The sequence below is a fragment of the Paenibacillus phocaeensis genome, from assembly GCF_900021165.1.
Taxonomy (GTDB): domain Bacteria; phylum Bacillota; class Bacilli; order Paenibacillales; family Paenibacillaceae; genus Fontibacillus; species Fontibacillus phocaensis.
On the sequence record NZ_FCOQ01000012.1, the window covers coordinates 42923 to 67989 of the forward strand.

General features: G+C 55.0%; 16 protein-coding genes. 6 read left to right on the forward strand and 10 right to left on the reverse strand.

Features of this window, described 5'->3' with window-relative positions; translation table 11 throughout:
• Window positions 1-248: 248 nt before the first annotated feature.
• Both BN3795_RS05770 and BN3795_RS05775 read right to left on the reverse strand, forming a co-directional pair.
• Window positions 249-1181 (reverse strand): stalk domain-containing protein, encoded by a 933-nt coding sequence (locus BN3795_RS05770; protein WP_232729872.1) that lies wholly within the window; start codon window positions 1179-1181, stop codon window positions 249-251.
• Between the two features lie 305 nt (window positions 1182-1486).
• On the reverse strand, window positions 1487-1702 hold the full coding sequence (locus BN3795_RS05775; protein WP_068783761.1) for a DUF2759 family protein: 216 nt from the start codon (window positions 1700-1702) through the stop codon (window positions 1487-1489).
• A 353-nt stretch (window positions 1703-2055) separates the two neighbouring features.
• On the opposite strand from BN3795_RS05775, the gene BN3795_RS05780 reads away from it, so the two are divergent.
• Window positions 2056-3693, forward strand: coding sequence for a nitrite/sulfite reductase (locus tag BN3795_RS05780; protein ID WP_068783762.1), 1638 nt, complete (start codon window positions 2056-2058; stop codon window positions 3691-3693).
• A gap of 178 nt (window positions 3694-3871) precedes the next feature.
• Here BN3795_RS05780 and uvrA read toward each other — a convergent pair whose 3' ends face one another.
• Window positions 3872-6751 (reverse strand): excinuclease ABC subunit UvrA, encoded by a 2880-nt coding sequence (uvrA, locus tag BN3795_RS05785; protein ID WP_068783763.1) that lies wholly within the window; start codon window positions 6749-6751, stop codon window positions 3872-3874.
• Between the two features lie 791 nt (window positions 6752-7542).
• Window positions 7543-9534, reverse strand: coding sequence for an excinuclease ABC subunit UvrB (uvrB, locus tag BN3795_RS05795; RefSeq protein ID WP_068783765.1), 1992 nt, complete (start codon window positions 9532-9534; stop codon window positions 7543-7545).
• A 258-nt stretch (window positions 9535-9792) separates the two neighbouring features.
• On the opposite strand from uvrB, the gene BN3795_RS05800 reads away from it, so the two are divergent.
• The 3 genes from BN3795_RS05800 (at window position 9793) to BN3795_RS05810 (ending at window position 12832) form a co-directional block, all read left to right on the forward strand.
• Window positions 9793-10629 carry a flagellar motor protein gene (locus tag BN3795_RS05800; RefSeq protein ID WP_068783766.1) on the forward strand — a complete coding sequence of 279 codons (837 nt, stop codon included), beginning with the start codon at window positions 9793-9795 and terminating at the stop codon, window positions 10627-10629.
• Window positions 10626-11510 carry an OmpA/MotB family protein gene (locus tag BN3795_RS05805; RefSeq protein ID WP_068783767.1) on the forward strand — a complete coding sequence of 295 codons (885 nt, stop codon included), beginning with the start codon at window positions 10626-10628 and terminating at the stop codon, window positions 11508-11510. The genes BN3795_RS05800 and BN3795_RS05805 overlap by 4 nt, the downstream gene beginning before the upstream one ends.
• Before the next feature lie 671 nt (window positions 11511-12181).
• Window positions 12182-12832, forward strand: a complete 651-nt coding sequence (locus BN3795_RS05810; RefSeq protein WP_068783768.1) for a transcriptional regulator — start codon at window positions 12182-12184, stop codon at window positions 12830-12832.
• Between the two features lie 1194 nt (window positions 12833-14026).
• On the opposite strand, the gene BN3795_RS05820 is transcribed toward BN3795_RS05810, so the two are convergent.
• The 5 genes from BN3795_RS05820 to ftsE form a co-directional block, all read right to left on the reverse strand.
• Window positions 14027-15448 (reverse strand): PDZ domain-containing protein, encoded by a 1422-nt coding sequence (locus tag BN3795_RS05820; protein ID WP_198524668.1) that lies wholly within the window; start codon window positions 15446-15448, stop codon window positions 14027-14029.
• A gap of 132 nt (window positions 15449-15580) precedes the next feature.
• Entirely contained in the window at window positions 15581-17032 is a 1452-nt protein-coding gene (locus tag BN3795_RS05825) for a S41 family peptidase (protein WP_068783770.1), read from the reverse strand.
• A 381-nt stretch (window positions 17033-17413) separates the two neighbouring features.
• Complete coding sequence (locus BN3795_RS05830; RefSeq protein ID WP_068784050.1) at window positions 17414-18631, reverse strand: murein hydrolase activator EnvC family protein; 1218 nt, start codon at window positions 18629-18631, stop codon at window positions 17414-17416.
• Window positions 18632-18911: 280 nt separating this feature from the next.
• Window positions 18912-19826, reverse strand: a complete 915-nt coding sequence (ftsX, locus tag BN3795_RS05835) for a permease-like cell division protein FtsX (protein WP_068783771.1) — start codon at window positions 19824-19826, stop codon at window positions 18912-18914.
• Window positions 19816-20502, reverse strand: coding sequence for a cell division ATP-binding protein FtsE (gene ftsE, locus BN3795_RS05840; RefSeq protein WP_068783772.1), 687 nt, complete (start codon window positions 20500-20502; stop codon window positions 19816-19818). The genes ftsX and ftsE overlap by 11 nt, the downstream gene beginning before the upstream one ends.
• A gap of 231 nt (window positions 20503-20733) precedes the next feature.
• Between ftsE and BN3795_RS05845 the strand changes: the two genes are divergently transcribed.
• Complete coding sequence (locus BN3795_RS05845) at window positions 20734-22323, forward strand: VanW family protein (protein ID WP_068783773.1); 1590 nt, start codon at window positions 20734-20736, stop codon at window positions 22321-22323.
• A gap of 254 nt (window positions 22324-22577) precedes the next feature.
• Here BN3795_RS05845 and BN3795_RS05850 read toward each other — a convergent pair whose 3' ends face one another.
• Complete coding sequence (locus BN3795_RS05850; protein ID WP_068783774.1) at window positions 22578-23243, reverse strand: PDDEXK family nuclease; 666 nt, start codon at window positions 23241-23243, stop codon at window positions 22578-22580.
• 355 nt (window positions 23244-23598) lie between these two features.
• On the opposite strand from BN3795_RS05850, the gene BN3795_RS05855 reads away from it, so the two are divergent.
• Window positions 23599-24909, forward strand: a complete 1311-nt coding sequence (locus tag BN3795_RS05855; protein ID WP_068783775.1) for a CynX/NimT family MFS transporter — start codon at window positions 23599-23601, stop codon at window positions 24907-24909.
• Window positions 24910-25067: the final 158 nt, after the last annotated feature.

The following is a 25067-nucleotide window of genomic DNA, read 5'->3' on the forward strand; positions in this document are numbered from 1 at the left end:
CCAGGAGACTTCGTTACCCAATCCCCTGCAGAATTCGACCATATTTCATAGGACATGAATCCGACGGCATATCGCTTATTGGGATCCCCTGTCGGATCCTTGTATGGAGTGATATGAGCGTTACCAAAATCTGAACTCGAGGCCGATTTGACTTGTTCCGGACAATAAAACGATACAATGTATGTAAACATTAAAGTAAAGCAAATAGCTTTCCAACCTATTTGCTTGTGCAACATTCAACACCACCTTTAATCAATCCTCTTGAAATCATTCTTAACGAATACTGCTGCATCCGAATCGACATCTATTCCGACATAATCTACCTTTTTCAGTTTTAAATTCAAATAATTTTTATCCCTAAGCAAATCTTCATCCTTACGCGCTATAATCTGATGGTATTTAATTCTTAAATTACGTTCCAAGTCAACTCTCTCTCGTAGTCGAACAATCTCCCCCCTATACCTTAGGGGCCCACCATTTTGCATTAAGTAATAATTTGTGCCTATCTGCGATTTACTATCAGATATAGATCGTAAATACTCCATTCCATCTGCTGACTGGGCATAATCAATCCGATAAATAATCTCATTTTCAAACCTAATCGGAAAATCATCTTTACTTAGGATACGAACTTGAGAGTAAGTGATATTGCCAAACTTTAAGACATACTCTCCCTTCTTAAACAAATCCAAATACGGCTCAATCGACACTGGCTTCGCCACATCTTCCAATTTAGGGACTTCTGTGCTGCCAATCCATATGTACTGATTCACGCTGTCCCACTTAACGGTTTCACCTAAAGCTTTGCTGACGAAACGAAGCGGTACCAGCGTCCGGCCGTTAACAGCCACGGAGGGAGTATCCATAGTGACAATTCCCCCGTTAACGGTTGCGGTTCTTTCCCCTATCGTCATAATGATTTGGCGGTCGTCTTTTTCTATCGATATCTCCTTACCGGTTAACGTCAACCTGCCGCCTAATTTATCTGTTACAAAACGCAGTGGAATCAGTGTACTCCCATTTTTGATTTGCGGTCGGACATCCGGGAAAGCGACTCTACGAGCATCGACCAGGACTTCGATCATCATGTTTTTGACCCTAGGAGTGTCTGAGTTCGCCGCGTTTGCGACTTGTCCAATACTCCCTAACAAAATACAGCCCAAAAATCCAACCATCAGCATCTTCTTCACTTTCATCACTCCCATAAAGCGAATTATTTTCTCATTCAGGTACAGGAAAATTATGTTTTCTCACTTATTCGCTGCCCTCTTTCCCAAACCTCCTTTGTTCTTGCTTTTCTGATAAAATCATCCATTTTGTTCAAAGCAAAAAAGCACACCTCGCCATCTAAATGATGTCAAGGTGTGCTTCACCTGCCACTTATTATAATCCATATCCTGTCAATTGAAAAGACACCTCATTCCTTCCCCAGGAATCAAGTGCCTTGGCTTATTTCATATCATGAAATAGGTATCGTTCGCCCGGTTTAGCTAAACCAGGTCTTAATCATGATCGCATCCGACGCCAAAAAGACCAACAAGCTGATAATCCCAAAAGCGATAGCGAACAGATTCTTCTTCGGACGCTCAGTCACCAGGCGGATGACGCCGATCAAAATAATGATCGTAAACAAAATCATAAAAATATCGAACCCGTTAAATGTCGTTGCTTTTGCTGTTTCTTCCGCTGCTCGGAGCAACATCGCGAAACCTCCTCTTGAAATCCACGAAATCACAACTCTTCTTCTATGTTATCTTCCCTCCCGCTCGGATGCAAGAGAAAAGACAAGTTTTTGTCAAACTTTTCGTCAAATCCCCCAAATCACACCCGGATTCCACCTTTATGATATGCCGAAGGTCATTGACAAATACATTATCACCAGATCTTTAGTTATTCATAAGGAAGTTTGATGTCCAGAAGTCCCTTTCTTTATTTACGCTATATCCCATCTATGGTACCATGAAAATTAATCTTATTCATAGTTTTATTGTCGGAATTAATGAGCGGAATCCATCTTGGATTCTTTACCCAAACGTATCCCAGGGAGGTTATCGCATGGCTTATGAACCGATATGGACCGCGGAGCCGGAGAAATTAAACAAATTCGAATTCGTTAAACTGGAAAAAGACGGGCTGGACGTCATCCGTACGATTATTGAGGAATATGCGGTCAAAGGCTACGACTCGATTCCTGCGGACGATATGGATCGTTTCAAATGGGCTGGCGTCTATCAGCAAAAACCGAAGGACGGACACTTCATGATGCGCGTCCGCATCAATACCGGAATCATGACTACTTCGCAAGCCCGTGCCTTGGTGGACATCGCCCGTTTGTATGGACGTGATCTGGTGGACGTAACAACGCGCCAAGCGATCCAGTTCCACTGGTTGCGCGTGGAGAACTTGCCGGATATTTTCAAGCGGCTGGATGAGGTCGGTTTATATTCGTATGAAGCCTGCGGCGACTGCCCGCGTACCATTGTCGGCAATCCGCTCGCCGGGATCGACAAGGACGAATTAATCGATACGACGCAAATCGTTGAGGAGGTTAACCAATTTTTCCTGCTGAACCGGGACTTCTCCAACCTGCCGCGAAAATATAAGATGTCGATCTCCGCAAACCTCTACAATAACGCCCAAGCAGAAATCAACGATTTGGCCTTCACCCCTGCGGTTAAGGTTATCGACGGGGAAGAAGTCATCGGCTTCCATGCCATGGTCGGCGGTGGGTTATCCGCGAAGCCGCATTTGGCTAAACCGCTGGATATTTTCGTTAGACCGGAAGAAGTGTTAAAGGTGGCAATTGGGGTCACTACGATTTTCCGGGATTACGGTTACCGGGAGAAACGCCACCAGGCCCGCCTGAAATATCTCGTAGCCGATTGGGGACCGGAGAAATTCAAAGAGAAGCTGGTTGAACTGGTGGGCGAACTGGAAACTCGCGGAGAGGACAAAACCGTCGGCTGGCAAGCCGCCTATTTCGACGGAGTCCACCCCCAGAAGCAGGAAGGCCTGAATTACATCGGTCTGAACGTCCCGGTCGGCCGGCTCAACGCCGATGAATTGGAGCAGTTAGCTGATGTGGCCGATCAATACGGGGAAGGCAAAATCCGCACCACCATGTCGCAAAATATTTTGCTCAGCGGCATTCCGGACGACAAGGTGGCGGAAGCCCTTCAAGCACCGGTTCTACACCGTTTGACGCCGTTTCCGAAGCCTTTTATGAGCCGGACCGTGTCTTGCACCGGCAATGAATTTTGCAACCTCGCGATTGTTGAGACAAAACGCCGCGCCGTCGAAGTGGCAGAGTATCTGGACCAGCATGTGGAGCTGGACGAGAAGGTGCGCATCCACTTTATCGGTTGCCCCAATGCCTGCGGCCAGAAGCATATTGCTGATATCGGCTTGCAAGGTTCCTTGGTCAAAACGCCGGAGGGCATGGTCGACGCGTTCGATATTGCGGTAGGCGGTACATTGGGCGGCGGTGCCAACGGACCCCAAGCTCAATTTAACCAAGCGCTCAAAGGGCGCGTCAAAGGGGATCAAGTGGCTTCTGTGCTTGAGCAACTGCTGTTGTTTTACAAAACGAATCGGAAGGCTTCCGAATCCTTCCATGATTTCGTCCTGCGCGTAGGCGTTCCGGCGTTCCAGGAGCAATTAAGCCGGATTTTGGAGGCCGGGGTGGCTTCCTAACTCCGATTCGGTTCCAAGCAGGAGAAGCCGCCGCTGATGAAGAGCGGTAAGCGGTATAGATGGATTTGCCGAATAGACCGATACCTACTAGTTGGGGGCGGTCTATTTTTTTTCGCAAAGGCCTCCCTCCAGCCAAAAAAGAAGCAGCCTCCATTTAAAGAGACTGCTTCTTTTACTTCTACACGACTTCCCGATCCTGCTCCTCTACTTCGCCTAGTTCTGCGGTGCGTTGGGCGTCCCGCTTGAGGATCGGAGCCAGGTAACGGCCGGTGTAGGAGTTCTCCACCTTCACAATGTCCTCCGGCGTGCCGGTCGCGATCACCGTTCCACCTCCGCTGCCGCCTTCCGGTCCCAGGTCGATCAGGTAATCGGCCGTCTTGATCACGTCCAGGTTGTGCTCGATCACAAGCACGGTTTCCCCGGAGTCGACCAGACGATGAAGGACTTTGAGCAACCGGTCGATATCGTCGACATGGAGTCCGGTCGTGGGTTCGTCCAGGATATAGATCGTTTTGCCGGTGCTGCGGCGATAGAGTTCCGAAGCCAACTTCACGCGCTGCGCTTCCCCGCCGGACAACGTTGTCGCCGGTTGCCCCAGCGTCACATACCCCAACCCCACATCCAGGAGCGTTTGCAGCTTGCGATGAATTTTCGGGATGTTTTGGAAGAACTCCGTGGCATCCTCAATCGTCATCTCCAGCACATCGGCAATGCTCTTGTTCTTATATTTCACTTCCAGCGTCTCCCGGTTGTACCGCTTGCCTTTGCAGACTTCACAAGGCACGTACACGTCCGGCAGGAAGTGCATTTCGATCTTGATGATCCCGTCGCCTTTGCAGGCTTCGCAGCGGCCGCCCTTGATGTTGAAGCTGAAGCGCCCTTTCTTATAACCGCGGACCTTCGCCTCCGTTGTTTGGGAGAACAGATCGCGAATATCATCAAAAACGCCGGTGTACGTCGCCGGATTGGACCGCGGCGTGCGGCCGATCGGGGATTGGTCGATGTCAACCACTTTATCCACATGCTCAAGCCCTTTGAGCTCCTTGTATTGCCCTGGACGGACTCTCGCCCGATTCAGGTCGCGGGCCAAGGTCTTATACAGGATTTCGTTGACCAGGGTCGACTTGCCTGAACCGGATACCCCGGTCACCGCGGAAAAGACGCCAATCGGGAACTTCACGTTGATATTCTTCAGGTTGTTCTCCTTGGCCCCCTTGACCTCCAACCAGCGCCCGTCCGGCTTGCGCCGCGACAACGGGACCGGAATAAACTTCTTGCCGCTCAGATATTGGCCGGTCAGGGAACGCGGATCATTCATGATTTCCTTCGGCGTCCCTTGCGATATGATCTGGCCGCCGTGAATGCCGGCTCCGGGCCCAATATCAATGATGTAGTCCGCAGCAAGCATGGTGTCTTCGTCGTGCTCAACGACGATCAGAGTATTTCCGAGATCGCGCATATGGGTTAACGCCGAGATCAGCTTATCATTATCCCGTTGATGCAGCCCGATACTTGGCTCATCCAGGATGTACAGGACGCCCATCAGACTGGAGCCGATTTGCGTAGCCAGCCGGATCCGCTGCGCTTCGCCGCCGGACAGAGTGCCGGCCGCCCGGCTAAGCGTCAGATACTCCAAGCCAACGTTCACCAGGAAGCCCAATCGGCTGTTGATCTCCTTCAAAATCAGGTTGGCGATGGATTTCTCCTTGTCTGTAAGCTCGAGCTTGCCAAAGAACTCTCTGGCATCCCCAATCGATAATGACGTCACATGTGCGATGTTCTGGTCATTCACCGTTACCGCCAGGACTTCCTTCTTCAGCCGATGTCCATGACAGGTGCCGCAAGGCTTGGAGCCCATAAATTCCTCGATGAACTCGCGGATGCCCTCCGACGCGGTATCCCGGTAACGCCGTTCCAGGTTAGGAATGATTCCTTCAAACGTCACATAGGCGTCCCGGCTCATGCCGAAGTCGTTCTCATAACGGAAGCGGACCTTCGTGTCCCCGGTTCCGTACAGCAGCTTGTCCATCTGTTCGGCAGTCAACTCGGATACCGGGACATTTTGCGGAATATTAAAATGCTCGCAAACCGATCTCAAAAACTGCGGATAATAGTTGGAGGTGCCGCCTGCCCACGCTGCAAAAGCGCCTTCCTCAATGGACTTGGAAGGGTCTGAGACAAGCAGATCCTTATCGATGATCATCTTCACCCCAAGGCCGTCGCACTCCGGACACGCCCCAAACGGGCTGTTGAACGAGAACATCCGCGGCGACAGCTCTTCGATGCTGAACCCGCAAATCGGACAGGCGTAGTTCGAGCTGAAGCGGAGCTCCTCTTGGCCGATAATATCCACGAGGATTTGCCCGCCGGACATTTTGAGCGCCGTTTCGATGGAATCGGCGAGCCGGCTGCGCGCATCTTCCTTGACCACGATCCGGTCGACGATGACCTCGATGGTGTGCTTCTTATTTTTCTCAAGTTCAATTTCCTCCGACAAATCGCGTTGCTCTCCGTCCACTCGAACCCGAACGAAGCCTTGTTTGGCGATTTCGCTGAACAAACTTTTGTGCTCGCCTTTTTTGCCGGAAATCACCGGGGCGAGGATCTGCAATCTCGTCCGTTCCGGATACTGCATAATCCGGTCAACCATCTGCTCCACGGTCTGCGACGTGATTTCGATGCCATGCTCCGGACAATGCGGATGCCCAATCCGGGCAAACAACAAACGAAGATAGTCATAGATTTCTGTGACCGTTCCTACCGTTGAACGCGGGTTGCGGCTGGTCGTCTTCTGGTCGATGGAAATCGCCGGGGACAAGCCTTCGATCGAATCCACGTCCGGCTTATCCATTTGTCCCAAAAACTGCCGTGCATACGCAGACAACGACTCGACATATCGACGCTGCCCTTCGGCATAAATCGTATCAAAAGCAAGCGAGGACTTGCCGGAACCGCTCAGCCCCGTAAGCACGACAAACTTGTCGCGCGGGATCGTGATATCGATGTTTTTCAGATTATGCGCTCTAGCGCCTTTGATGACGATACTCTCACTACCCAACAACTTCATCTCCCTTATTTTAGATGATGTTTAAAAATCGGCTTCCCATCACGATGTCATTCAGAGAAGCATACTCGGCGTCGAATCTTGCATTCAGTCGGTCGCTCAGTTGCTCACGTAGCCCCAACTACGCTCCGCTACTCGCCCTCTCCTTCATCCAACCTTCTCGGTGCTGAGTCGGATGTCCAAAGCCTAACGGAACGTAGAGACGTTATTCGTTCATTTCCCGGCTATTTCCCGGGCTAACGGATCCCAGCGACCTTATTGGAGAGAAACAGCTGCTAATTCGGTCGCATTGGAGTAAATAGCGTCTCCTCGTTCCGTTAGAATGAACATCCATGCTCTCCGAAGCCAATAAGGTCGCTCAGTTCCGTTACAGCAGCCTGAACCCGGCGGCCATTTCGGCGAGAGAAGAGATCGGCGTGAGTCAGCGGTCTCCGGTGAGAAAAGGCGAGCGCCAGCGTGAGCCGGATCGGGCTAGCGTGAGCCAGCGCGGGCCAGCGCGTACCGCGGCCTGATGAGCCAACGCGTGCCAGGCGCGTGCCGGCCTAAGCCTGCACCGCACGGTGTCGGCTCAGGCTGGCACCACACGGCGTCGGCCAAGCGGGCCCCATGCCGGCCCATGCAGCACAGCGAGCCCGCAGCGGCCCAGCATAGAGCCGGCCCATGCCGCTGATCACAGCGACCGAACCGCGGCCAGGGACCCCGGGCCCCATCGTCGCGATCACGCCGGCCCCAGCCTGATCAACCGGCCCAGCGAGGCTTGGAGCGGGCAGGACTGCGCCGCTCCGTCACTCCGCCCGAAGCTCCAGGATCGCATCGCGCAGCTCGGCGGCACGTTCGAATTGCAAGTTCTTCGCCGCTTCCTTCATCTCGGCCTCGAGACGGCCGATCATCGCTTCGCGATCGCGTTTGGACATCTTGCCTTTGACGTCGGTGAGGTAATCGTTTTTGCTCTCGGCTACCTTGGTAGCCTCGATCACATCGCGAACCTTCTTACGGATCGTCTGCGGCGTGATCCCGTGCTTCTCGTTGTAGGCGATCTGGATGCTACGCCGCCGCTCGGTTTCCTTGATCGCCCGGTCCATCGACTCGGTGATCGAATCGCCGTACATCAGCACTTTGCCTTCCGAGTTCCGTGCGGCCCGCCCAATCGTCTGAATCAGCGAGCGCTCCGAACGGAGGAAGCCTTCCTTGTCGGCGTCCAAAATCGCCACAAGCGACACCTCCGGCAAGTCCAGACCTTCCCGCAACAGGTTGATCCCGATCAACACATGGAACGTTCCCAGCCGCAGGTCGCGCAAAATCATCATCCGCTCCAGCGTTTTGATGTCGGAGTGAAGGTACCTGACCTTGATCCCGACTTCCTTCAGGTAATCGGTCAAATCCTCCGCCATCTTCTTGGTCAACGTCGTCACAAGCACGCGCTCGTCCTTGGCGATACGGTCGCGAATTTCCCCGATCAGGTCATCGATCTGCCCCTTCGTTGGCCGCACCTCAATGATCGGATCCAGCAGACCGGTCGGACGGATGATCTGCTGCACCATCGTGTCGCAATGCTCGATCTCGTACGGCCCCGGCGTTGCCGATACATAAATCAGCTGCGTTGCCTTCTCCTCAAACTCCTCGAAACGCAGCGGCCGGTTATCCAGCGCCGACGGCAGGCGGAATCCGTGATCCACCAGCACATTCTTCCGCGCCTGGTCCCCATTGTACATCGCCCGGATCTGCGGCAGCGTGACGTGGGACTCATCGATGACGATCAGCATATCATCTGGAAAATAATCCAACAGCGTATACGGCGTGGCCCCCCGCTCCCGGAACGTTAACGGTCCCGAGTAGTTCTCGATACCGGAGCAGAAGCCGACCTCCTTCATCATTTCGATGTCGTACCGCGTCCGCTGCTCCAGCCGCTGGGCTTCCAGCAGCTTGCCTTGCGCGCGGAATTCCGCCAGCCGCTCCTCCAGCTCGCGTTCGATGTTCTCGATCGCGATCTTCATCGTCTCTTCCTGCGTAACGAAGTGAGACGCCGGAAAAATCGCGATGTGTTCCCGCTCGCCAACCAGCTCTCCGGTCAACACATCAATTTCCGTAATCCGCTCAATCTCGTCTCCGAAAAACTCCACGCGCACGGCCTGCTCCCCCCGGGATGCCGGGAAGATCTCCAGCACATCCCCGCGTACCCGAAACGTGCCGCGCACGAAATTCAAATCATTCCGTTGATATTGGATATCCACCAACCGGCTCAAAATCTGGTTGCGCGGCTTCTCCATCCCTACCCGCAGCGACAGCACCAAATTCCGGTATTCCATCGGTGAACCGAGACCGTAGATACACGACACGCTCGCCACGATAATGACGTCCCGCCGTTCAAACAGCGAGCTGGTCGCCGAGTGCCGCAGTTTATCGATTTCTTCATTAATACTGGAATCTTTCTCGATGTAGGTATCGGAGGAAGGAATGTAGGCTTCCGGCTGGTAGTAGTCGTAGTAACTGACGAAGTAGTCAACTGAGTTATTGGGGAAAAATTCGCGAAACTCACTGGCCAGCTGCGCCGCCAGCGTCTTGTTGTGCGCGATGACGAGGGTGGGCCGTCCGAGCTTCGCGATGGTGTGCGCGATCGTAAACGTCTTTCCCGTCCCCGTCGCCCCAAGCAACGTCTGGTGTTTTTTGCCTGCAAGCACGCCCTCCACCAGTTGTCGCACCGCCTCCGGTTGGTCCCCCTGCGGACTATACTCGGAGATCAGCTCAAATTTATTGTCGCTAACCACGATTTCACTCATTGTCCAACATCACCCTATCGTCTAAAATGGAATACTAGAGGCATCTCCGTATTCGTTCTATCTATAACATGAGATGGTTCCTTAGATGTTCAGTTCCAGATATAAACTAGGATCGTCATCCTTCCGATGAATAAACCAAGCTTAACTCTGCGGACCCTTCCTTATTTTATCAAAATAGGAATGGGTGTTCCCATGTATTATACCTTTTTCATCCTATAGATGCAAACGGTAATCGAGAATAGGAGTTGTACACAATTCATGGATATTGCAACGCTCATAGGTATCATTGTTGGACTAGCTGCCCTGGTTGGCGGATTTATGCTCGAAGGCGGTCAATTGAGGGGTCTACTGCAGATCACCGCCGCTTTAATCGTGTTTGGCGGGACCTTTGCCGCGGTGTTAATCAGCTATCCTGTCGCCAAGCTGCGGACGGTGCCGAAAGCACTGGCACTGGCGTTTAAGAGTAAATCCCCGGCGCAGGATGACGCGATTGAGGATATCGTGGGCATGTCGCAGATTTCCCGCCGTGAAGGCGTGCTGGCTTTGGAGAAGAAGGCTGCCGAGCATCGGGATCCTTTTTTGCGCGAAGGCATTCAATTGGTGGTGGACGGCACGGACCAGGCGATGGTGCGGCAGATCATGGAGCTGGAAATCGATGCGGTGGCGAAAAAATATGACGGCTACGCCAAAATCTTCGAATCGGCCGGCGGATATGCTCCGACGATGGGGATTATCGGTACGGTGATGGGGCTCATTCACGTACTCGGGAGCTTGTCTGAGCCGACCGCGCTGGGGCCTTCGATTGCTCTTGCTTTTACGGCGACGTTGTACGGGGTGGCGAGTGCCAACCTGATTTTCCTACCGATCGCCTCTAAAATCAAAACGCGCTGCGATGACGAAATCGACCGCATGGAGATGATGCTGGAAGGGATCCTGTCGATCCAAAACGGGGACCATCCTTTGCTTGTGCGGCGGAAGCTGGAGTCTTACACCGCGGAAACCTCGCGATTGTTGCCTGATGCCGAACTGCCGGAGAACCTTGCCAGATTCGAAAGCGGCGGCCGCATCCGCAGCACCGAGGAGAATGAACTATGAGACCGTCCAACCATCCGGGCAAGACTCCGGATCCGGACCGTTTGCCGAGGGGGCCACGCCGGCGCGGACGCCGTGCGGAGCGTAATGATACGAAGGATCGCTGGATGATCACCTATGCGGATTTGATTACGCTGCTGTTGATTTTTTTCGTGATGATGTATGCCATGAGCCGGTTAGACGTGGAAAAATATGAAGTGGTGACCTCCTCCCTGCAGCAGACGTTCAAAGGCGGGGATTCGATCCTGGAGCTGGGCAGCGGGATTATCGGGACGGAGGGCCGGTCCAATCCCAAGAATCCTTCGGCTTCGGACGATCGCGGCACGAAGCAAGGCGAAGGGCAAGGCACGACGACGGGACAAGCGGATCGCAGCGGCCAAGCGCCGTTGACGGAGCGGGAGCTCGCTTTTCGCAAACAGGAGGAAGAGCTCGCCAACCTGATGAAGCTGATCGAGAGTTACATCAAGGACAACTCGCTGGAGGATCAGATCCGCGTGGCGGACTTGCCCAAAGGCATCTCGATTACGTTAAGCGACCGGTTCTTGTTCGATACCGGGAAAGCCGACCTCAAGAGCGAGTCCGCCAAGACTCTGGCCAAGCTGGCCAGCTTGTTCCGGCAGCTCGATACGGTGATCAGCATCGAAGGCCATACCGACAGCCTGCCGATCGTGTACGCGTCGGATTATAAGGACAACTGGGAGTTATCGGGGGCGAGAGCGTTGTCCGTGCTGCGGTTTTTCGTTGACAAAGAGAAGCTAGACCCGCAGCATTTCCAATACGCCGGTTATGCCGATACCCGCCCGGCCGCCGACAACGAAACCGCCGAAGGCCGCCAGAAAAACCGCCGGGTGGAGATCACCGTGCTGCGGCAGTTGCCGCAGTAGGGACGGAGAGCGCTTGACGGAACGTCGCTTGCGTTTTGCCTGCGTTCAGCCATGTTCCGTCAACTCTGAACGCTAATAGGGTTGGCCTGATTTGAGGGGGTTAGGGGGGCGCCCCTGAGCCTGAACCCGAACCGGAACCGGAACCCTGAGACCCGAACCGGAACCCGAACCCTGAACCCTGAACCCGAACCCTGAACCCTGAACCGGAACCCTGAACCCTGAACCCGAACCCTGAACCCTGAACCGGAACCCTGAACCCTGAACCGGAACCCTGAGCCCCTGGTTCATGCACCTCTCCCCGCACTCTAACGGATCTCAGAGACGCTATTCGCTATTTCCCGGCCTATTTCCCCGGCTAACGGATGGGAGAGACCTTATTGGCTGGGATATCGGCGCAAACACACAAAAATACCCCCTATAACGTCTCTGGAGTCCGTTAGAATTCATGATGGGTGATTGGGAATGAAATAGAGGCACTACGATCCGTTACAATCGACGGCTGAGCGGGTACCTCCTAACATACCTATTGCCAGAATACGGTAAACGCGATAAACTATGCACAATTAGGCTGTGAAGCACACGCCGTCTTGATCCTCATCCTCCCCTTAGTTGGGAGAATGGGGTCGGGGCGGCGTTTTTGTTTTCACAAATGGAGGGAAGGTTGAGTTGGGATGAAGTTTAATCAAGCCTTTGATGCGTGGATGGCACGTCAAATCGAGGAGGAGAAGAACCCCAGACGGTTGGAACTCCTGAAAAAGGGATTGGGACACGGCACTATGGAATTTTTGCGATCCGTCTGGTTCCCTGCCGTTGGACAATTTGATGACTTATCCCCGGAATGGGAGGTGCGGGACTTCAACAACGGTTATAGGTACTTGGACCTCGCTTATCTCCCGGGGGCAGGCTCAGCGAAAGGGGCCATTGAAATTCAAGGATACGGCCCCCACGCCAGGGATTTGGACGTCCGGCGCTTTAAGGATTTATGCTGGCGCCACAGCTTGCTGGCACTAGACGGTTGGACGTTGCTCCCCGTCGCTTACTTGTCTATCGTGGAGGAGCCGAAGCAATGCCAGCAGTTGATCTTGTCGTTGATCGGTAGGTTCATGACTTCCGACGTCACCGCCGATCTCAACTGGCTGGAAGCGGAAAGCGTGCGCTTCGGCCGCCGTCTTTTGCGCCCATTTACGCCCCGCGAGCTGGCGGCGCATCTCAACATCTCCGACCGCCATGCCAGGTACCTCTTACACGGGTTAAGCGAGAAGAACCTCTTCGCCGTCACCAGCGGCAAAACCCGGTACCGTAGCTATCAATTAGTTGAGTAACTTTGCTGGGGGAGGCGGGGGATTCGCGAGCGTTGATGTCGTTTGGGAGCGCTGGAGCCACGAGTGCGTTTGGTACAGGAGGTTGGGCGTGCTGATTGCGCTGGGCGGGTTGAGCGAATTGAGGCTGTTGGGGATTGGGTACGTGAGGGCAATGAGGCTGTTGGGGCGGATGAGTCGCGAACGTTGAGGTCGTTTGGGCACGTTGGAGCCACGAAGGCGTTTAGTGTGCAGGTGAGTTGGACGTGTTGCTTGCGCTGGGCGAGTTGAGCGAATTGGGAGCGTTGGGGGCGGATGAGTCGAGCGTTGAGTTCGTTTGGGCACGTTGGAGCCGCGAGGGCGTTTAGTGCGGGTGGGTTGGGCGTGTTGGTTGCGCTGAGCGGTTTGAGCGAATTGGGAGCGTTGGAGCCACGAGTGCGTTTGGTGCAGGAGGTTGGGCGTGCTGATTGCGCTGGGCGAGTCGAGGTCATTGAGGCTGTTGGAGGCGGATGAGTCGCGAGCGTTAAGTTCGTTTGGGCACGTTGGAGCCGCGAGGGCGTATAGTGTGCAGGTGAGTTGGACGTGTTGCTTGCGCTGGGCGAGTTGAGCGAATTGGGAGCGTTGGGGCCACGAGTGCGTTTGGAGCAGGAGGTTGGGCGTGCTGGTTGCGCTGGGCGAGTTGAGCGAATTGAGGCTGTTGGGGATTGGGTACGTGAGGGCAATGAGGCTGTTGGGGCGGATGAGTCGCGAACGTTGAGGTCGTTTGGGCACGTTGGGGGCGCGTGTGCGTTTGGTGTGCGGGTGAGTTGGACGTGTTGCTTGCGCTGGGCGAGTTGAGCGAATTGGGAGCGTTGGGGCCACGAGTGCGTTTGGAGCAGGAGGTTGGGCGTGCTGATTGCGCTGGGCGAGTTGAGCGAATCGGGAGCGTTGAGGCCATTACGGGCGGATGAGTCGCGGGCATTGAGGTCGTTTGGGAGCGTTGGGGGCGTTGAAGTCGGGGGAGCCCATGCTCTAACGGAACGTAGAGACCTTATTTGTTATTTCCCGCACGATTTCCCGACTTAACGGAACGTAAGGACCTTATTCGTGATGTTTCGCCGCTTATTGCACACTTTGAGGTCTAATAAGAGCATCTGGTTCCGTTACATTCCTGGGCGCGTCAATTTGTGCACAATAAGGGCCACTGGTTCCGTTAGAGAGACAGCGCGGCCAAAAAAACTAGCGAGGTGGCAGATAACACCATCTCGCTAGGGGAACAGGAGCGTGCCGCCGCAAAGTAGTTGCGGCACGCTGGTCATTGCGCGCCGGGCCGAGGCCGGTTGCGCTGCGCCAGAGCCAAGCTGGGCCGGTGCCCCCGGCCTGGCGCGGGGCTCTGGCGCAGGCCTGCCACGGGCCTGCACNCGGGCGCAGCAGCTGCAGCAGCGACAGCGGCTGCAGCCGAACCGCCGCCGGCGCCAGCTCATCCGGCGCGAGGATCGCGCCGAGCTGGTGGTGATCGCCGGCGTAGATGGCGCGCTGGAGGAATTTGCTCTCGCCCGCGAGATTCAGCACCTCCAGCTTGCAAAAAGCCGGGTTGATCCGCAGCGCCGCATGCAGATCCTCCTTGGTTGGCACCGGCACGCCGTTGACCTTGACGATCGACTCGCCGGCCCGGATGCCCAGCTCTTCCGCCGGGCTGCCCGGCAGCACCGCGAGCACCTTCAGTCCCCCCTGCGGGTGGACGAACAACGGACTGCGCTGCTGCTCCTCGTAGCGGCTCAGCCAGATCAGCGCTTCGTGCAGCACGAACGCCGCGAGCGCGGCCACCGGCAGCAGCGGACTCCACCAGGCCGCAAGCACGGCCAGCACCGTGATCACCGCGCCGTACCCCAGCAGCCGGCCTGACGAGATCCGGGCTTTCTCCTTCGGTAGCAGTCCCATCGTCATCTCGGAGAACCCGAGCACGATCGGCAGCGCCATCAGACTAAAGCCGCCTTGCCAGCCATCCCCGCCGAACAACGGCATCCACGGCAGGATCCCGCCGGCGGTCTGCGCCGGAACCAGCAGGAACAACGGCACCGGCCACAAGCTCTGCATCTGATACCCGCCGATCAGCTTGCCCCGTTTGCCCTCGAAGAACAAAGGCCCCGCCAACGAAGCTCCCTGCCACCGGACTAACAAGCCCTCAGCCAAATGCAGAAGCCCGACCAGGCAGAGCAGCGCCGGAATCTCCAATTCCCGGACGATCCGCACGACATCGCTCACCAGCCCGCTCCCCGCAAAGCCCGGGAACAAGTTCAGTCCGAACTGGATCACGCCGAGCAAACCTACGGCATAAGCCAGGCATAAATAGCGGATGCGGAACAGCATCAGCACCAACGTCACCGCCCAAAGGCAAAGGATGCCCTCCATCGTCAGATTCATTCCGAGGAAGACGAAGACGACGGAAACCGCCAACCCCGCCAGCAAGCCGCCCAAGGCGGTACGCCAGGTCTGCAGGCCCCAGCTGTGGAGGCGAACATGGAACAGGCGGCGCTCCAGCACTACCTGCCTGCGATACATCAGCAGGACAACGATGATCGAAATATAGTAGAACGGCTGCAACAACAGCTGCGCGCCTGCTTCCGCCAGACTCCACAATCCTTCCAGAATGAGATCCAAGAGGTACACACGCTCCTTTTTTACGGTATAAGTCACACCTTGCTCTATGAAAAATACGGATCGTAACTTATGTACTTCCGCTAATCAGACAAAAAAGAGGGCCGGATTTCAGCCCTCTATGGGATTCGACAGTTACGAGGCGATTTCCTTCCGAACGATCTCCAGCGCGCGATTTAACTGCGCATCGTTTTTCGGATCACGGATATGTTCGATGACGCCCGCCTCCAACGCTTGAGCGGTTTTCGCATCCAGCACGCCGTTCGCCGTCAGCTTCTGGTCGGTCTGGAACTCCTTCAGCGCCTTCTCGGTATTTTTATCGAAATACCCGTCCTTCCGTCCCGGATTGTAGCCGAGTCCGTCCAGCATCGTTTGGGCGCTTTTGATATCCTCGCCGAGCATATCGTATTTGTACGTCTTTTCCTTGTTAATCGGGGCCACCGTAAAATAATCCGGCTGGGACACCGCAACATCCGGCTTGATCCCCTTCTTGTGAATCCATTCGCCGTTAGGCGTCAACCATTTGGCGATCGTGATCTTCAGGAGGCTGCCGTCGCCCATCTCTTGACTATAGCTCGACTGCACCGTCCCTTTGCCATAGGTCGCTTCGCCAACCAGCTTCGCTCCTGCGGATTCCTGCAGAGCTCCGGCCAGGATCTCGGAGGCGCTTGCGCTGCCTTTGTTGGTTAGGACGACGATCGGATAGGACTTGCCCTCTCCTTTGGAAACCGACTGCTGCCGGCGTTTGTACTTATCTTCGATCTGAACGATGGCTTTGCCTTCCGGCACGAACATTTCGGCCATCGCCTCGACGACGTCCAACACCCCGCCCGGGTTGTTGCGCACGTCGATCACCAGACCTTTCATGCCTTGTTTCTCCAAGGCGTCCAGCTCTTTTTTGAAACGATCAGCCGTATTCAAAGAGAACTCGGTTACCTCGATGACGCCGACCTTGCCTTCCTTCATCCCCGCATTCACGGTTTCCAGCGCGATGTCGTCGCGGACAATTTCAAACTCCAGCGTGTTGGCAGTTCCCGCCCGTTTGACCTTCACTTTGGCCGTCGTCCCTTTCGGTCCGCGGATTTTGGCCACCGCCTCATTCAGGCTCAAGCCTTCGAACGATTCCCCGTTCACCGACAGCAGGATATCCTTCGGCTGAATGCCGGCTTTTTCCGCAGGAGAGCCCTTGATCGGAGAAACGACGACGACATTCCCGTTCTCCATGGACACCTCTGCCCCAATTCCGGTAAAAGAACCCTCAATCTGCTCCGAAAATTGCTGCGCCGTATCAGGCGCCATATAGGAGGAAAACGGATCCTCCAGCGCATTCATCATACCGTCGATTGCGCCGTCGATCAGTTTGTTCGTATCCACGTCTTCGACGTAGTTTTTCTGGACGAGCTGCAGCGCCTTCTCGATTTTTTTGATATTTTGCTTCGAGCCGGTGCTGGCCGTGTCGGCAAAATTTCCGCTGCGCAGCGGTCCCGTACCGGCAAAGCTCCATTCCCCTGTCAGCGTTAATGTCAACAAGCTGCTGACCAGCATGGCTGCGACAACGAGCAGGGTTACCGTACGACCTTTAAACATCCTTGATCACCGCCTCCAAAAAGATGGACGTCCCCGGGAACGCGCCCGGCCCGTCCGAGTTTGAACGTCCCATAGTATATGTCCCGCCCATGAGAAATATTTACAATTAAAAGGTTGTTTTAAAATCGGCTTATGATCACGTTGCCTATTCAAGCTGCTAAGTCGACGTCGAATCTTGAATTCAGCCGACCCTAAGCGTAGGCTTCCGATGCATGTTTCCTGCGGAAACATTTCAGCTGCTCACGTAGCCTATGACTACGCTCCGCTGCTCAGTCTCTAGCTTCATCCAACCTTCTCGGTGCGAATAACCTCAAACGGGGAAAACGGACCCAGCCCCAAAAAGGCGGTATCCGTTTTCGATCGAACACTATAGCTATTTTATTACAAATAAGGCATCGGGTCTACCGGATTCCCGTTAATCCGGACCTCGAAGTGGCAGTGAGGGCCTGTGGAGTTGCCGGTGCTTCCGACTTCGGCGATTTTTTCGCCTTTCTTGACTTGCTGGCCTTTCTCTACCTTAATCCCGCCGTTGCGGATATGACCGTAAAGCGTCCAGACATTGTCGCCGTGGTCAATAATGACCGTATTGCCGTAACCGCTCCACCATTCCGCCACGATCACGACGCCGTCCTCCGCCGCATGGATGTCCGTGCCTTGAGGGGCCGCCATATCCACGCCGGTATGCTTCTTCTTCACGCCGGTAATCGGATGAATCCGCGTACCGTAATTGGAGGAGATCCGCGCGCCGTTCACCGGCAATCCAAACGAACCGCCGTTGCCTTTGAATCCGCCCGAACCGTTGGAGCTCTTCTTATATTTGTACACTTGAGCGGCCTTCAGCTTGTTCTTCTCCTGCTCCAGCGCCGCCCGTTTCGTCGCCAGTTCGATCAGGAGCGCTTCTTGCTCTTCGCTGATATCTTCGGATTGTTCAATGTCAGCGTTGTACTTCGCAATCAGCTGCTGCTTTTCGACCTCTTTGGCTTCCAAATCGCTTTTGCGCGCTTCCGCATCGGCGTATAGCTGCTTCACTTTTGCATAATCCTGCTCCAGCTGTTGCTTCTGCTGCACGATCAGCTCTTTATCCCGTTTGTGCTCGTCGAGCAGGACATGATCCTGGTTCGCAATCGCCTGTAAAGAATCGGCCCGCTCCAGAAAATCGGTGAAGCTGGTGGAGGACAGCAGCACATCCAGATAAGAAACGGCGCCGTCCGTATACATTAACCGGACACGAGTATCAAGCAGATGCGAACGCTCCTCAATCCGGGCCTGGGTCTCGTCCAGTTTCTCCGCAGTTGTACGCAAGTCTTGCTCGGTCTGGTCGATTTCCATCGAGATCTGGGTCAGCTCGTTGCTGACAACGTCGATCTGCCCCAGCAATTGTTTGAGGTAATTCGTGTTTTTATTGACGTAATGCTGTGCTTCCTGTTTCTGGTTCGCGGCCTTCTCCTGCTGTTTTTTGGCTTGCTTGGCCTGTTCCTGAAGCTGCTTCAGCTCTTTGTCGATCTGGCTGATGGTTTTTGTCTTGGCGAAGCCTTCGGTAGGTTGGAAGATTAAAGCGGCTAATGCGACTACAGTGATCGTGGTTACCCATTTCTTCAACTTCGTTTCCCCATCCTTTATCATATTCTCCATCTTAACGGAACTGAGCGCCGCTATTCGGGCAAAATTCAAGGTTCGGTTGCAGCTAACGGAACCAGCAGCCCTTATTTAGCCAGTTGCTGTCGTTTTCTCCGCATTCAAGGGCCAATAAGGGCGCTCCATTCCGTTAGAAAATAAAATGACGGTCATTGAGCCAAATAAGAGCGTTCAGTTCCGTTATCGTTCCGGTTGCCATCATCGTCCATCCGGTCGCGGTTATCGTCCTATCATCCGGCCTCCGCTACACCTTCAAAAACTTCCGGATCGACATCGTACTTCCCCAGATCCCGATCAGAAGTCCCAGGCCGACGAGCAGTCCGCCCAGTTCCAACCCGACCTCGCTGAGAGGAACCAGTTGAATGGCCAGCGTGACATCCGCTTTGACCGAGGACACCAGCTCGCCGTAACTGAAGAACAACACGCCTACGGTGATCAAGGAGCCAATCAGACCAATCAGTGCCCCCTCCACGAAGAACGGCCAGCGAATAAAGGTATTCGTTGCGCCAACCAGCTTCATGATGCCAATCTCACGGCGACGGGCCAAAATCGTTACCCGGATCGTGTTGGAGATGAGGAACATCGCCATCAAGGCCAGCCCCGCCACAAAAGCGAACCCGATATTGCGGATCGCCCGGGTGATTTTGAACAATTTCTCCACCGTGCCTTGTCCGTAATTGACTTTGTAGATCGGCTTCTCCTCGTATTTATCGTTCAGCGCGGAAATTTTACTGGCTACGTAAGGCGCGGTCGTCGGCTCGATTACCTGAACCTCGAACGTGTCGGGAATCGGGTTCGTTGTCTCGTCGTACCCCTCCAGCAAGTCCTTGCCTTCCTCGCCAAGCTTCTCGCGGAAATCCTTCAAGCCTTCGGCCTTAGGGATCAACGTGACTTTGCTGACTTCTTCCATCGAACCAATGTCGTTATTAATCTGGTCGCGTACAGCTTCCGTCACATTCGAGTTCAAATAAGCCTTAATCTGCACCTGGCTGTCCGCCTCATCGGCAAACGAATTGACGTTCAGCACAAGCAAGGTAAACACGCCTAAAATCAGCAGCGAAACGATGATCGAGGTCACGGACGCGACCGTCATCCAGCCGTTGCGGAATATGCTCTTCGCACCTTCCCGCAAATGCCGTAAGAGGGTGCTAAAAGTCATAACCGTAATCCCCTCTCAGCTGATCTCGCACGATGTTGCCGTGTTCAATGGCGATGACACGTTTGCGCATCGTGTTCACGATTTCTTTGTTGTGGGTAGCCATAACGATGGTGGTGCCGCGGAAATTGATTTCATCCAGCAGTTGCATAATGCCCCAGGAGGTCTCGGGGTCGAGGTTCCCTGTAGGCTCGTCCGCAATGATGACGGACGGATTGTTGACGATCGCCCGAGCGATCGCCACCCGCTGCTGCTCTCCGCCGGAAAGTTGGGAAGGATCGCGATTTGCTTTATTTTTCAACCCGACAAGGTCGAGCACTTCCATCACGCGTTTCTTGATGATCTTCTTAGGGGCTTCGATGACCTCCAAAGCAAAGGCAACGTTCTCATAGGCCGACAGCTTCGGAAGCAGCCGAAAATCCTGGAAAATAACCCCGATATTTCGGCGCACATAGGGAATTTTGCGAGGTTTGAGCTTGCCAATGTTAAAGCCGTTTACGGAAATCTGCCCTTTCGTGGGCACTTCCTCCCGGTAAATGAGTTTCATAAAGGTCGACTTCCCTGCGCCGGAGGGACCAACCAAATATACGAATTCATTACGGTCGATCTTGACCGAAACGCCTTTAAGGGCGTGGGTTCCATTCGGATACGTCTTCCAGACATCCTGCATTTCTATCACTTGATCACGTCCTAAATCTATGATTCCGTTTCTATAGATGACCCTTTTTTACATTCGACATGTTCCTGCCAAATCCTTTAAAACCCGAGTAATTTCCTTTTCGTCCGATTTTTATTGTAACAAAGATGTTACCTCTTGAGTACCCGAAAGTTTCCGGCAGTTGGATCATACATATGGTTGTACCAGGTTCTTTTCTATGAATAAGAAGGTCTTCACCTAAAGGAGACGGGTATGAAAAAGAAACATTTGGCAGTGATCCTCCTCTGCGTTGGGCTCCTCGGCACGGCGTTTTGGGGAGCGCTAACTTTCTATGTCTCACAGGACAACTTGCCTCCGGGCACCCTCATTGCCGGATTGGAGGTGGGCCGGCGCCCCCGGGACGAAGCCCTGCAACTGCTCGAACAGGAACTTGCCGCATTACACAGGAAGAACCTCGTGCTCACCGTCGATGGCAGCGTAAAAACGATGACCTTGGCGGAAGCCGGGTTGACGTTTGATGCGGAGCATTTTCGAGATGAAGTGCGTCAGTTGGAAGAAGGATCTTTGTGGGAGCGGGTGCAGACCAGGCGAAATTTCGATAGACAGTGGATGCTCACCTTGACCTTTGATCCCAAGAAGCTGCAGGCGGTGTTTACTCCGGAATGGGAAAAATCCCGGTTCGGCTCCCCGGTCAACGCCGTGCGGACCATTACGGCCGAGGATCAGATTCGTTACGTGCCGGGAACCGCAGTGCAGCGCATCGACTGGGACCGTTTGTTGGAGATGGTGCCGAAGCAGTTCGGGGAGGAAATTCGCCGATTGGAAAAAAGTTCATGGCATGAACCAACGCCGACCTCACCGACGTTAGCGTTGTCGAAGCAGCTTCCGACCTTGCGATTTGCCGTGCCGCTGAAAACTGTCCAGCCCAAGGTCACCGTCGATACGCTCCAGAAGGAAGGCATCCGCCGCAAAATCGTACAGTTCTCCACGAGTCTGCACACCAGCGGCACCGGGCGGGTGCATAACGTGGATTCGGCCGCGCGCAGCATCGACGGCAGGGTACTGGCTCCGGGCGAGATATTCGATTACAGCGAAGCGATCGAGTATGCCGAGAAGACGTTTGGCTTCCAGGAGGCGCCGGTCATATTTGGAGGCAGGCTGGTGCCGGGCGTCGGCGGCGGTATTTGCCAGGTGTCGAGCACGCTCTACAACGCCGCGGTTCGTGCCGGGTTGTCGATTGTGGAGCGCCGCAATCACTCCCTGCCGGTCAGCTACCTGCCCAAAGGCCAAGACGCCACGTTCGCCAAAGGCTACATTAATTTCCGCTTCAAGAACACCAGCGGTCATCACATTCTGATCCGCGCCAAGGTGGAGGATCGCCAGCTTACGGTGAAGCTGTTCGGCGATATGCCGGAGAACGTCAGCTACTCGCTGGAATCCCGCACGACGCGAACCCTCCCTCCGCCGAACAAATATGTGGCGAACGGTTCGCTTCCTGCCGGGAGCCGGCAGGTGCTTGTGAACGGCAAGCAGGGATATGTCGTCGAGACGTATCGCATCAAGAAGGTGGACGGTCAAACTGTCGAACGTACGCTGATCTCCAAGGACACCTACCCGGCCCAGCCGACGGTAATCGCGGTACGCGATGATCCCAAGGGGGGCGCAGCCGGAGGCGGGAGCAGCCATAGCAATGGCGGAGGAAACGGCGGCAATGGGACCGGCGGCACAGGGGGCGGTGGCAATTCCAGCAACAGTAGGAGCGGAAGCCCCGAGGGTGCGCCGTCGGAGCAGCCACCCAAACAAATTTTGGAGGACGGCGTGACTGGACCGAATTTCCGGTGAGAATCGCGGGGGCGGGCAGCCCCCTTCCACGCCGGGCCTCGCAGATAACGGTATAAAAGGGCGCTATTTCGTCAAATTCATGCCACTCTACAGAAATAAGGGAAAATTGTGGCGTTATTTTACGATATGAAGCTAATATTCACGTCGATTGCGACGTTTCTTCAATAATAAGGACATTTTTTACCGTTATTTCCCCGGAAATTGTCTGTGCGAGTCAAATAAGACCATAAAAGGGCGTTATAATTCCCGCCAAGTTAAAATAGAAGTCGTTCGGCATCCCGCGTGAGCCGATAGGAACGAACTCGTGCGCTTCCACTGGCGGGTTGAATCCACTGTTTCTCGGACAATTGGCGCAGCCATTTGCGGGCCGTTTTATTTTCCACTCCCATCGTTTGACAGATATCACCTGGTGTTAAAGGTCTTCCTGCACGAAGAAATTGACGGAGCAGTTCTTTCTCCTGGTAATCGGCTTGCAGTGCATTCTCTCCCTCCCCCAACCACCTCCCCATAAACTGCTGCAGCGTTTGTTGGCAGTAGCGCGGATTGTCGGTGACGTCATCATAGGTAAAACGCAGTACCTTCCAGCCGTCCAGGATCAAGTCGTTTTGCCGCCGGCATTGGTCCGAGAAGCGGTCGCGGCTGATCTTGCGCAAATGCGGGCCGTATCCATCGATTTCCATCGCCAATCGGAGTCCGGAGCGTAGATAAGCCAAGTCGAGATAGCGGAACCCGTCTTTGAAATCCGTTACCTCGTATTCGGGGTGAAGCGCTCGAAAGTGACCGAAAGCGGGCCACCACACTTTTTCGACAAAAGCCTTCTCCGCGTGTCCATGCCCCTCCCGCAATCTTCGCTCCCGCTCCCCTTGCCGCAAACTTAAATGTTCGTTCAGCCACAACTCATAAGCCTCCTGAAATCCCATCTCCATAACCTCCTATGTACCAAAATAAAAACGCCTATCGTCGACGGATGAGACTCCTTCATCATCCGACAACAACAGGCGTGTGCTTCACGACTGATGGATTTTATTTACTATTGATTCTACCACAAGCCTGCAAGAGGCTTCCACTCCTTCTCCGAGGGTTGCATTGTTGCATTACCGGCTAGCTCCAGCCTCGTCCTTCATGCTTCGTCCGAAGTTGCCGCACTACCTGACATGAAGTATACTGAACTGCGTCTGACGTATCCCTACCGATTATGACAGAGATCAATTCACTGCATAAAATAAAATTTTTAATCTAACAATGGTAACGAGCGAAGGAGGCCTCCTTATAGATATGAATAAATCGATTGCTCCCGCTATGAACTCTGCTCGCGGTGCCTCTACCTGGCTGTTGGTCACCGCCGTTCTGCTGACAGCCGCCGCCTTGCGCTCCCCTATTACCGGGGTAGGCGCCCTTATTGGCGAAATCGAAGCGTCCACCGGCTTATCGCACACGATGTCGGGCATGCTGACGACCCTGCCGCTGGTCGCCTTTGCGGTATTTGCATTGGCGGCGCCGGGCTTGTCCGCGAAGCTCGGGATCGAGCGGACGTTGTTCTTCAGCATGGCTCTGATGACCGGCGGCATCCTGGTCCGCGCGCTGCCGTCCGTCGCCGCCTTGTTTGCCGGCACCGCGCTGATCGGCATCGCCATCGCCGTATGCAACGTGCTGCTGCCCGGGCTGATCAAACGCGACTTCCCGCAGCAAGTCGGATTGATGACCAGCCTGTTCACCACGTGCCTGACCTTCTGGGCGGCGATCTCCTCCGGCATCAGCGTGCCGTTGGCGCAAGGGCCGCTCGGGTGGCGCGGCGCGTTGACCCTATGGGCTGCGTTGACGGCGACCGGCATCTTCGTCTGGATGCCGCTGCTGCCGCGGCGCTCCAGGAAGTCCGGCGGCAACCGCGACAGCATGGATCACCTGGCCGCGAGCCTCGCTGCTGTCCCGGCGGAGGCGGCGATATCGGCCACCGCTCCAGCTGGCAGCCGCCCCCCCGGTAATAATGGCCAAGCCCCCGGTTCGCAACGCCGCATATGGCGTTCTCCCGTCGCCTGGCTGGTGACGATGTTTATGGGCTTCCAATCGATCCTGTTCTATGTCAGCATTTCCTGGCTGCCGGACATCCTGCAGGAGCGCGGGATGAGCGCCGCGCAAGCCGGCTGGATGTTGTCGCTCATGCAACTGGTCAGCATGGCCGGCTCGTTCCTGATGCCGCTGCTCGCGGCGAGATCCGACAGCCAGAAATGGCTGACCGCCGCCACCGCCGCCTTATGCGTGATCGGATTCGGCGGCATCTGGGCAGGGCCGGTCTCGCTGGCCGCGCTCTTCATCCTTCTGCTCGGAATCGGCTCCGGCTCGACCTTCGGTCTGGCGATCGTCTTCTTCTCCCTGCGCTCACGGACGACGGAGCAAGCCAGCGCCCTCTCGGGCATGGCGCAGTCGATCGGTTACATCCTGGCCGCGTTCGGGCCTACGCTGTTTGGCTATCTCCACGACCTTAGCGGCAGTTGGGACACCCCGCTTGCGGCAATCACCGGCGTGTCGGTATTAACTGCGGTGTTTGGCTTTGCCGCCGGGCGCAAGGGATATGTCGACGCAACGTAATACGCCTGCGGCCAATTGAACTTCATCCATTCGACGGCCCGTCTGCCGGCGACCCAAAGCTGTACAAACGGCACTTTCCTTCTCTCCCTGCCCCTGCCACCACGCTACGACACGCCCCACACCACGCAAAAAGCTGTCCCCTCAGGCTCTAACAAGAA

Coding starts and splice junctions, on each gene's coding strand:
- BN3795_RS05770 (WP_232729872.1), bottom strand. CDS start 1,181: ATGCTGATGGTTGGATTTTTGGGCTGTATTTTGTTAGGGAGTATTGGA.
- BN3795_RS05775 (WP_068783761.1), bottom strand. CDS start 1,702: ATGTTGCTCCGAGCAGCGGAAGAAACAGCAAAAGCAACGACATTTAAC.
- BN3795_RS05780 (WP_068783762.1), top strand. CDS start 2,056: ATGGCTTATGAACCGATATGGACCGCGGAGCCGGAGAAATTAAACAAA.
- uvrB (WP_068783765.1), bottom strand. CDS start 9,534: ATGAGTGAAATCGTGGTTAGCGACAATAAATTTGAGCTGATCTCCGAG.
- BN3795_RS05800 (WP_068783766.1), top strand. CDS start 9,793: ATGGATATTGCAACGCTCATAGGTATCATTGTTGGACTAGCTGCCCTG.
- BN3795_RS05805 (WP_068783767.1), top strand. CDS start 10,626: ATGAGACCGTCCAACCATCCGGGCAAGACTCCGGATCCGGACCGTTTG.
- BN3795_RS05810 (WP_068783768.1), top strand. CDS start 12,182: ATGAAGTTTAATCAAGCCTTTGATGCGTGGATGGCACGTCAAATCGAG.
- BN3795_RS05825 (WP_068783770.1), bottom strand. CDS start 17,032: ATGTTTAAAGGTCGTACGGTAACCCTGCTCGTTGTCGCAGCCATGCTG.
- ftsX (WP_068783771.1), bottom strand. CDS start 19,826: ATGACTTTTAGCACCCTCTTACGGCATTTGCGGGAAGGTGCGAAGAGC.
- BN3795_RS05845 (WP_068783773.1), top strand. CDS start 20,734: ATGAAAAAGAAACATTTGGCAGTGATCCTCCTCTGCGTTGGGCTCCTC.
- BN3795_RS05850 (WP_068783774.1), bottom strand. CDS start 23,243: ATGGGATTTCAGGAGGCTTATGAGTTGTGGCTGAACGAACATTTAAGT.
- BN3795_RS05855 (WP_068783775.1), top strand. CDS start 23,599: ATGAATAAATCGATTGCTCCCGCTATGAACTCTGCTCGCGGTGCCTCT.